Origin of the sequence: Vibrio nomapromontoriensis, from assembly GCF_050337205.1 — a bacterium.
In the GTDB taxonomy this organism is placed as follows: domain Bacteria; phylum Pseudomonadota; class Gammaproteobacteria; order Enterobacterales; family Vibrionaceae; genus Vibrio; species Vibrio nomapromontoriensis.
The window spans coordinates 32,256-43,730 of sequence record NZ_JAKJSS010000016.1; the positions used below are offsets into that span (position 1 = coordinate 32,256).

Below are 11,475 nucleotides of genomic sequence, written 5' to 3' on the forward strand. Positions count from 1 at the left end.
TAAAAACGTGGACGTTATAAAAACAGTACAACTAGCATCAGTGATAGGGTTGGGGTTAATTAGTAGTTTTTCCAGTGGGGTGCGGGCTGCGCAAGCCACGCTGGACTACTCTCAGTTACCACCCGCGGGAGTGGTCGCTGATAATACGACGCAAGTTAGTTTAACCACTAACATCGATCTTACGATTGACTGGGGGACGGGAACTGAGGCCAATAGCCTGTTTACCGATCACTCGGTAGAGATTGCTAGCGGTTTGGTTATCGCACCTGTAGATAATGGCGGACTGTTGTTTAATAATACGACGGGTGGATTTCAGCTGCTTGGGAGCAGTTCGTTTTCTATTGACGCTATGAAGCTTTGGCGAAGAGGCGCGACGGGTAGTAATGACCAATCGTTTACTGTTATAGGTTTTAAAGACAGCAGTCAGGTGATTAGTGATACTTTGTCATGGACACAACTAGGTGCAAATGATCAAGAAGTTTTTACTCGTGGCTCGGGGACCTGGGGGGATGATGCCGCGTGGGATAATATAGACAGACTGGTTGTTAGTTGGGCAACGACTGCAGATGGTAACGGCGGCGTAATAGGTAGTAGCGCATTCCAGGAAATTGCCGTGGCATCATTTACGGTGTCAGATGCAACAGTAAGCGATAGTTCAGCGCCGGTATTTGAAAATAGTACTCCCGGCCTTAGTGGAACAACGGCATCAAGTTCAACACTCACTGTCGATCTTGATGAAGATGGTACCGCGTACTACGTTGTCGTCGCTGATGCTTCCTCTGCGCCTACAAGCAGTCAAGTAAAAGCGGGGCAGGATGCAACGGGAAGCAACGCACTCACGTCTGGCTCAATGACCACAACGAGTACCGTAGGCTCGGCGACGATTAATGGCTTGAATGATGGTGATAATTACGATGTGTACGTTGTTGCCCAAGATAATGCGAATAACCTACAAGCAGCACCTACTAAACTTGACCTGGCAACACTTGACACTGCCCCTGATGTTTCCTCCATTACGGTTTCAGGGTCGCCTGCATCAAATGCGACGAGCATAGACTTTATCGTCAATTTTTCCGACTCTGTGGCGAATATTTCGACAGATGATTTCACAGCGAAACTAGGCGGTGCAGTCAGTGCAGGGCTGTCGGTCTCTGCTGTGTCTGCAAGTTCCGGTAGTAGTGTGACGGTGACGGTCGCAGTGAGTAATGTTGCAGGAGACGTTCGACTTGATTTAAACGGCAATACCAACATAGCTGATGAGAGCAGCAATACACCTGCGGCTTATAGCGCAGGAGCGACTCATACCACTGATGCTACAGTCCCTACTGTAACCTCTATTGCTCGTAAAACGCCCAACTCTGAGTCAACGAATGCCGATAGCTTACTGTGGACCATCAGTTTTTCTGAAACGGTGAGTAACATTGATACGAGTGACTTTGTTGTTTCTGGTACTACAGCAACGATAAGTAACGTGTCAGAAAACTCTGGTTCCAGTGTTGATGTTACCGTGTCGGGTGGCAATTTATCCGTCGTGAACGGAACCGTCGTGCTAGCACTTTCTGACAGTAATAATTTGAGTGACGGTGGCGGAAATGCTATTTCAGTACGTACTCCGACAGGCGCTAATGAAAGTTATAGCCTGGATAATTCTGCGCCGAGTTTTAGCTCTGTATCTGACAGTAATAACGGGAAATACAAGGCAGGTGACGCTGTCACTATTAGCGCTAGCTTGGGCGAAGCAGGCTTAACGGTCACCGCGAATTTATCAGTCCTTGATAGTGACTTTGCTACTGATGTCGCGCTTAGTAATCTTGGCAATAATACGTACTCGGTCACCACGCCAGCGCTAAACCTTCAAAGTAATATGCAAGAAGGCAGCAGTCTCACGGTGACCATTACCGCCAGCGACGCGCTAGGCAATCAATCTACGGACAGTTCTTTATCCTTATTGCTCGATAAGACAGCCCCAACCTTTAATGCTTCGGGCTCTACTCCGTTAGATAATGCAAAGGGAATCGCGGTTGCCAATAATCTCGAGCTAGACTTTAGTGAAGCGGTGGCGCTTGTTGCGACTAAAACCATCCAACTTTATGACGTGACCAATTCCGCGATTTTCGAAACCTACACCATTGATGATACCGCTTCTGCGACAGGATCATTAGGGGGGACGCTAACACGCTCCGGTGACACGTTGACCATCAACCCTAGCAGTGATTTTTTGGTTGGTACTGAGTATGCGCTGGTGGTGGATTCAGAGGCCATTATTGATGGTGTCGGTAATGCTTTTGCTGGGATCTCGGATTACGCCGTCTACAATTTTGTTACGCTTCCAGAGCTTTCCATTAGCGTTGCTCAAAGTAATATTATTGAAAATGCTGGCGCAACGACCTATACGGTTGCATTGCTGGATGGCAAAGGTAATCCATTTACCGCCACTGAAGCGTTGATCATTGATATTCTGTTTACCGGTGTCGCGACGCTGGTGGACGATTATACCGTTACTGGCTTGAATGGCTCTAACCAAATTACGGTTGATCAAGGTAATTCATCGGCCACCTTTAGCGTTACCGCTGTGTATGATGATGCGGTGGATGACAATGGCGAAACGATTATTGCAAGCCTTGATTCAGTATCGTCAGGCGTTGCAAACATAGGCAGTGGCAGTAGTGCCACGGTCACGATTAATCAAAACTCTGTGCCTGTATTTGCAGGGCTCGATTCGACACCTGCGTATACCGAAGATGGCTCGGCGGTGGTGATTGACAGTGATGTAACGATCTCGGACGCAGAGTTAGATGCACTTAATGCAGGTAGCGGCAATTATGATGGCGCTTCTCTTACCATTTCACGCAGTAGTGGTGCTAGTAGTAACGATGTGTTTGGTCATTCGGGCTTATTGGGGACGTTAACTGAGGGAGGAGACCTCACCTATAATAGCGTCGTTGTGGGTACGGTAACAGCCAATAGCAATGGCTCGCTAACGTTGACCTTTAATAGTAGTGCGAGTACGGCCGTTGTGAATAATGTGCTGCAGAACATTACTTATGAGAACAGCGCCAATGATCCCGCCAGTTCGGTTTCTCTGAAATTTGTATTTAATGATGGGTTAGAAACCACTTCGGGATCGAATCTCGTTGTTGCATCAATCACTGAAATCAACGATGCCCCCACACTTACTGCGCTTGGTCTTAATCCCGTGTTTATAGAAGGAAGCAGTGCCGCGCAAGTATTTAGTGGTAGTAGTGTCAGCACCGTTGAGGCGAATCAAAACATTAATGGGTTGACGATGACCGTCAGCAATGTGTCCGATAGTGGCGCAGAAAAGTTGACGGTCGATGGGGTCAGTATCATTCTTGATTCGGGACAGTCCGGCACGACATCAAGTGGCTTAAGCTATACGGTATCGGTTGAGTCGCAAATTGCGACGTTAACGTTAACTAGTGGGTCACTGACCGAAGCTGAATCTCAATCGCTCGTCGATTCAATTACTTATCAGAATGACAGTCATGATCCGAATGCAAGTAGTAATCGTACTGTATCCCTCACTAATATTTCGGAATCGGGGAGTGAGAACACTAAGTCTAACTTAGCTATTACTTCATCGGTAACGATAACCGCCGTTGATGATGAGCCGACAATTACCGCTAACGTGCGAAATCCTACCTATAACGAAGGGGCATCTGCGAGTTTACTCTATTCTTCGTCAGTCATTGATACGATCGAGAGCGATCAGTCACTGACAGGTGCGACGCTTACGGTTTCAGGAGTCGTTGATGCTGGCAGCGAAGCGATTGTCATCGATGCTACGGAAGTACTATTAAGTGATGGACGAACAGGAAAAACTTCGACCAACAACATCGATTATTCCGTGTCACTATCGGGAAATGTAGCAACCATCACGCTATCAAACGTTAATGGAACTGTTTCTCAAGCACAGCTATTGCTCGATAATTTGGCATACATCAATACATCGGATGATCCAACGGAAGGTGACCGCGTTATTACACTTACCCAGATTACGGATAGCGGCTCTCTAACAGGTGATAATGATAATGTGAACGACACCTTGACTCTGGCTTCAACAGCAGCAGTGAAAGCGGTTAATGACGAACCAACATTAGTGTTAACACCACAAAATCCAACGTTCACAGAAAATGGTACATCGGTTTCACTGTATGCATCTTCTACGTTGAGCACTGTAGAAATGGGGCAATCGGTTAAAGCGCTGGCATTGAGTGTTGCTAATGTAGTGAACGGAAGCAGTGAATACCTAATTGTTGATGGTGAGGATATTGCACTGGTAGATGGTACGGTAGGCATTACTCAAAGCAATAGCTTCCAATATTTAGTGCTACAAGTGGGAGAGTTACTGCTTGTAACGGTTCAAAAAGAAGACTCTGAGGCCGCCTATCAAACCCTCCTTGATTCTGTGCAATATAAATACGAGGCAGAGGACATGACGTCGGGTTCTCGAACGGTCGCGGTATACGGATTAACGGATAACGGGCAAAAATTAAATGGAGGAGATGATAGCAATACGGAATTGAATTTATCGGCAACCATTACCGTGATTGGCGTGAATGATGATCCAACTATTTCCATTAGTTCCACGCTTAGCACTGACGAAGACAACAACCAAACCTTGAGCTTTAGCTTTAGCGATGTGGATGGTGACACGGTGACGGCAAGCGAGAAAACCACGCCAAATCACGGGGCGATTGCTATCAGTGGCGAGGACATTGTCTATACGCCAGACGATAACTTCAACGGTAGTGACAGTTTCACGATTACGCTGACCGATGGTAATGGATTCACCACCGACAAAACGGTGAATGTCACCGTTGATAGCGTCAATGATGAGCCAACGATCACCATCAGTTCCACGCTTACCACCGACGAAGACAATAACCAAACCTTGAGCTTTAGCTTTAGCGATGTGGATGGCGACACGGTGACCGCGAGCGAGAAAACCGCTCCAAGTCACGGCGCAATCGCCATCACAGGTGAAGACATTGTCTACACGCCAGAGGCTAACTTCAACGGCAGTGATAGCTTCACGATTACGCTGACCGATGGCAATGGGTTCACCACTGATAAAACGGTGAATGTGACGGTTGATAGCGTCAATGATGAGCCCACGATCTCTATTAGTTCCACGCTCACCACTGACGAAGACAACAATCAAACTTTGAGCTTTAGCTTTAGCGATGTGGATGGCGATACGGTGACGGCGAGTGAGAAAACCGCGCCAAGTCACGGGGCGATTGCTATCAGTGGCGAGGACATTGTTTATACGCCAGACGATAACTTCAACGGTAGTGACAGTTTCACTATTACGCTGACCGATGGTAATGGCTTCACCACCGATAAAACGGTGAATGTGACGGTTGATAGTGTCAATGATGAGCCCACGATCACCATTAGTTCCACGCTTACCACTGACGAAGACAACAACCAAACCTTAAGCTTTAGCTTTAGTGATGTGGATGGCGACACGGTGACGGCGAGCGAGAAATCCGCTCCAAGTCACGGCGCGATAGCCATCACAGGCGAAGACATTGTTTACACGCCAGAGGCTGACTTTAACGGCAGTGACAGTTTCACTATTACGCTGACCGATGGTCATGGCTTCACCACCGATAAAACGGTGAATGTGACGGTTGATAGTGTCAATGATGAGCCAACGATCTCTATTAGTTCTACGCTCACCACTGACGAAGACAATAACCAAACCTTGAGCTTTAGCTTTAGCGATGTGGATGGTGACACGGTGACAGCGAGTGAGAAAACCGCGCCAAGTCATGGCGCAATCACCATCACAGGTGAGGACATTGTCTACACGCCAGAGGCTAACTTCAACGGCAGTGATAGCTTCACGATTACGCTGACCGATGGTAGTGGGTTCACCACGGATAAAACGGTGAATGTCACCGTTGATAGCGTCAATGATGAGCCAACGATCTCCATCAGTTCTACGTTAGTAACAAATGAAGATATCGATGGAACGTTAACTTATACGTTTGACGATATTGATGGCGATGTAGTCAGTGCTAGTGAGAAGCTAGCGCCGGAATATGGTTCGATATCTATTAATGGCACAAGTATTGTCTATACCCCGACTAATAACTATAACGGCAACGATAGCTTTACGATCACATTGACTGACGATAGTGGTTATCAGTATGACCATATCGTTGAAGTGACCGTCAATACGGTAAATGATGAGCCTATCGTTGAAAATGAAGTACTGAGCATGGGTCAAACCTCTGAAGGTATTTATCAGTTCAGTGTTCTTGACAACGATGTAGACCCAGATGCGGATAGCTTGTCTATCGCTTGGGTAATATCGGATGAAGGGCTAGTCAGCATCAATAATAATCAAATTGTATTAGAGCTCGATCATAATGGACTGGTGGAGATTAAATATGGCGTGACCGATGGAAATGGGGCGCAAGTTATTGGTCAGGTTCAGCTCGAAATTATCGCCAATGGTGGACCTGAAATCACGGCTCCGAATGATGTGGAGGTCAATGCGACGGGTCTCTTTACTAAAGTCGACTTAGGGGTGGCGATGGCCGAAAACGCAAGTGGTGAGCGACTTGCCGTCACACTTGTCAATAGCGATACGTTTTTTGAGCCAGGCGTGCATAAAGTGTTCTGGAAAGCCAGCGACGCATATGGCGAACAAGCGCAAGATCATCAGATAGTTACCGTTCATCCATTAGTATCGATAGGGAAGGATGATGGCGTCGCGGAAGGCAGCAGTCAAACGATCAAAATATACTTGAACGGAATCGCTGCACACTATCCCGTCACCGTTCCGTTTACGGTTGGAGGGTCTGCAAATCAAGAAGACCACGATCTGGTTGCGAGTGAATTTATCATTTATGAAGGGACCGAAGGCGAGGTCACGTTCAATATCTTTGATGATGGACAAACGGAAGGTGATGAGACGGTGACAGTAACGTTGGATGATTCACTTAACCTGGGGAGTAAATCGTCCTATACATTGACCGTGTATGAGTCGAATGTCCCACCAGAAGTGACGTTATCTATCAAGCAAGATAATCAACTTCGTTCAGTACAATCTAAGTCTGGTGGCAATATTATTATTGCCGCGACAGTCTCAGATCCCAATTCGGAAGATACTCATAGCTATCACTGGATTAATGATAGAGCAGAGATTGCGAATGTTAGCGTGCTAGACAGCCAGTTCGAGTTTGACCCTAGTGAAATGGCGGCAGGGATTTACCAAATTAGTTTGCAAGTGACGGATAGTGCAAGTGGTAGTGTAACGATCCCTGCTTATGTCGAAGTGGTTGAGGTGCTGACGTCACTAGGTATGGCAGATAGTGATGGTGATTTAATTCCAGATGTTCAAGAAGGGTATTCAGATTTAGACAATGACGGCATTCCGGATTTCCAAGATGCTATCAGTGAGTGCAATGTTATCCAACAATATGCTTTAGAATCAGAAAACTATTTAGTGGAAGGTGATTCAGGAGTGTGCTTACGCAAAGGATCAACCATTGCAGAAAGTCAATCCGGAGGCGCACTACTAATGGGTTCGGAGCTACCTGAAGATAGTGGAGCGAATAACGTTGGCGGAGTATTTGATTATATCGCTTATGGATTACCAGAAGCAGGTCAGAGCTATCAAATCGTGATCCCTCAGCGCTTACCTGTCCCTAGTGATGCCGTTTATCGGAAATACAATGACGTGGATGGCTGGAAGGATTTTTATCTTGATGAATACAACGTTGTCTCTTCTACGCATGGTTTCGAAGGTTATTGTCCACCACCTGGGGATGAAGCTTGGCAGGTAGGATTAACGGAAGGGCATTGGTGCGTCCAGCTGACGATTCAAGATGGGGGACCAAACGATGACGACGCAACCGCCAACGGAACGATTGTTGATCCGGGAGGCGTTGCGACACTGTCACAAAACAATCTACCTGTCGCCAGTAATGATGAAGCGAGTGTTGTCATGGGCAGTAGCGTGCGAGTGGATGTCCTTAGAAATGACAGCGATGTTGATCAAGATAACTTAATACTCACTGGAGTGAGCGCTAATTTTGGCGAGGTTTCTATTGTGAACAATGCAATCTCGTACCAAGCACCTGAAAACTTTTATGGTAAGGATGAAATTGAATATAGCGTGAGTGATGGTAACGGTGGTACAGCGTATGCGAAAGTGGCCGTAAGCGTGAATCTTTCAGCAACCGGAAAGGCTTATAACTCAGCAAGTGGCGGTTCATTTGGGGGGTTATGGCTGGGTCTTGTGGCATTCGTGGCTTTAGTACGAAGAAAGCAAGCTGGGTTGTTAGTGCTCTCGTTGTACATGGTATGTTCACCGCAGGCGGTGGCAAATTGGTATGTAACAGGTGAACTAGGACAAAGCCGGGCAGAAAATCGTTTATCTGAGGATATTCAAGTGGTGAGCGTAGACGATACGGATGTCGCTTGGTCGCTTGGGGTAGGGTATCGATTTGAATCTGACTGGGCATTGCAAATGAGCTACGTTAATTTGGGGCAGTCCAGTGCGACATTAAGCGCTGATGCTAATACAACGCCTGAAGAGTATCATTCAAAAGTGTCTCAAGCGACACCTGCGCTGGGGAATGGAGTAAGCTTCGGTGTGGACTATGCGTTTTGGTCTAATGAGTGGCTAAGTGTCAATGGTGCTGCTGGTGCTTATGCGTGGAAAACCGATTTTACCAGTGACTATCAGAATAAGACAATTACATCTAGCGAATCAGGCATTGACCCTTATCTAGGCGTTTCATTTAACGGCAAGATAACGAGTCAGTTTTCGGTTGGCATTCAGGCAACGCGATATTTTATTCGTCTTAATGATGTGACTTTCTATGGTGCAGTGATGGAATATAACTTTAACCAGTAATTATAATTTATTTACTATAAGCGCCCGAGTAGAAAGCTGGTCGCGGAGCTATAAACATCAACAGCATAAAAAAGAGGGAGCAGATCGCTATTGGTCAGCTCCCTTTTCTATGGATCAAAAATGCTTCCGGCTCATACCTACGGATTGAATGTTCTCATTGATTAGGGATATAGCGTTTTTACAGACACGAAAATAGCGTGCAAGCGTGCGAATGAATCAATTTTTTAAACAAAGCACTCAATTAAATAAACATAATTATTTCATGGTTTTATGAGTTCCTAGGTGCGGTTTCTTGTCATGTTATTGATTGGGATTTTCGAGGTTTCTTTGACTTTTTATGTGTTAAGTGTAAATTTATTTTTAATTGAACGTTCAATTAAAAAACATTCGGGTAACATTTATGCCAAAAGTAGGAATGCCAGAGATCCGTCGCCCACAACTTGTAGAGGCAACAATGGCCGTGATTGATGAGGTAGGGTTGTCCGGTGCGAGTGTTGCCTTAATTAGCCGCAAAGCAGGCGTCTCAGCTGGCATTATTAATCATTATTTTGGCGGTAAGCATGGGTTGTTAGAAGAAACCATGCGGTCGGTTTTACGTCAGCTCTCTGCTACGTCAATTAAGCATTTAAGCGCGGTTGATGGTCAAGATGTCAGTGCCAGAGTGAAAGCCATAGTGGCGGCGAACTTTGATGGCTATCAAGTTGAAAGTAAGGTGACAAAGACTTGGCTCGCTTTTTGGGCTCAGTCAATGCATGACAAGGAGCTTTATCGACTTCAACGTGTCAATGAACGTCGTTTATTGTCACACTTGCGTCGAGAGTTAAAACAAGCGTTGCCTGATCAACAGGCAAAGTTTGTCGCGCAAGGTATTGCTGCATTGATCGATGGTATTTGGTTGCGCGGTGCGCTCAATCCGCAAGGTATTTGTGCTCAAAACGCACAGTTGATTATTTCAGACTATCTCGAAAAGCAACTACCCCCGGCGCCACAGTCTCAATCGTAATTAGATGTATCACGTTAAATTAGATGAATTATCAAGGAACATGGATATCAATGAAGTCTCTCTATATTCACGGCAAGACCGTGCAAGCCTCTTCAAATGAAACCTTTCTAACGCGTAACCCAGCGACTGGCGAAACATTAGCAGAACTCGAACAAGCGAGCGTTCAAGACGTGGACCGCGCGGTGGAATCCGCTAAACAAGGCTTTAAAGTATGGTCGGCAATGAGTGGCGTGGAACGAGGGCGTATTTTGATGCGCGCGGTTGCGCTACTTCGCGAACGCAATAACCAACTCGCTGAGTTAGAAATGCAAGATACAGGCAAACCTATTCAAGAAGCGATGGAAGTAGATATCGCGACGGGCGCAGACGTTATTGAATACTACGCTGGGCTAGCATCGAGTATTCAGGGCCAACAACAAGATTTAGGTCATGGTCAGTTTTTCTACACTCGCCGAGAGCCGTTGGGTGTTTGCGCGGGTATAGGCGCATGGAATTATCCTATTCAAATCGCCATGTGGAAATCGGCCCCAGCTCTAGTTGCGGGTAACGCAATGGTCTTCAAGCCATCAGAAGAAACACCTTTATCGGTCCTGAAGCTGGCTGAGATTTATACCGAAGCGGGTGTTCCTGATGGCGTATTCAATGTGGTTCAAGGGGACTATCGCGTTGGGCAGTGCCTCTCGCGTCATCCTGATATTGCCAAAGTATCTTTTACAGGCGAGTCAGGGACCGGGAAAAAAGTGATGGCAGATGCGGCCGGTACGTTGAAAGACGTCACTATGGAACTAGGTGGTAAATCACCTCTTATTATATTTGATGATGCTAAGCTCGATAACGCGGTCTCGGCCGCCATGCTTGCCAATTTTTATACCCAAGGTGAAGTTTGTACCAATGGCACACGCGTGTTTGTTCATGATGCGATCTATGACGAATTTTTAGAGCAATTGACTCACAGAACACGCAAGTTAGTCATTGGTAATCCAGCGGATATGACCACTCAAATTGGTGCGTTAATTTCGGCTGAGCATTTAGAAAAGGTGCTGGGGTTTATTGAAGCGGGCAAAGCGTCAGGTGCGAGACTGGTTTGTGGTGGCGCGCGTGAAACAAAACATGGTCTTGATAAAGGCTATTTTGTTCAACCCACAATTTTTGCCGATTGCACGGATGATATGCCTCAAGTCAAAGAGGAAATTTTTGGCCCTGTGATGTCGGTGCTGCGTTTTTCTGAAGAAGACGACGTGATTCGCCGTGCCAATGATACTCAATATGGTTTGGCCGCGGGATTGTTTACGCAAAACCTTTCTCGTGCACATCGCGTGATTGCTCAAATAGAAGCCGGGATTTGTTGGGTCAATACGTGGGGTGGCTCACCGGCAGAGATGCCAGTAGGAGGGTATAAACAATCAGGAGTCGGCCGTGAAAATGGCATTGAAACGCTCAATCACTATACCCAAAACAAGAGCGTACTGATCGAGCTCGGCGATCTGGAATGCCCTTACGAATAGAAAATCAGCGTCTTCACTAAGAAGGTTAGCTGAGTCGTAATGCGCATTCTCACAATTGAATTCAA

General features: G+C 46.4%; 3 protein-coding genes. All 3 read left to right on the forward strand.

Translation table 11 applies throughout. The features are described from left to right. The first annotated feature begins 7 nt into the window (after window positions 1-7). Window positions 8-8,902, forward strand: coding sequence for a tandem-95 repeat protein (locus L4D05_RS19470; RefSeq protein ID WP_428794996.1), 8,895 nt, complete (start codon window positions 8-10; stop codon window positions 8,900-8,902). Between the two features lie 400 nt (window positions 8,903-9,302). Further along, the gene (gene betI, locus L4D05_RS19475; protein WP_428794997.1) at window positions 9,303-9,905 is read left to right on the forward strand and encodes a transcriptional regulator BetI; all 603 of its coding nucleotides are present in this window, start codon (window positions 9,303-9,305) and stop codon (window positions 9,903-9,905) included. 44 nt (window positions 9,906-9,949) lie between these two features. Then, window positions 9,950-11,410: a betaine-aldehyde dehydrogenase gene (gene betB / locus L4D05_RS19480; RefSeq protein WP_428795056.1), complete on the forward strand. Its 1,461-nt coding sequence runs from the start codon at window positions 9,950-9,952 to the stop codon at window positions 11,408-11,410. Window positions 11,411-11,475: the final 65 nt, after the last annotated feature.

Coding starts and splice junctions, on each gene's coding strand:
- betI (WP_428794997.1), top strand. CDS start 9,303: ATGCCAAAAGTAGGAATGCCAGAGATCCGTCGCCCACAACTTGTAGAG.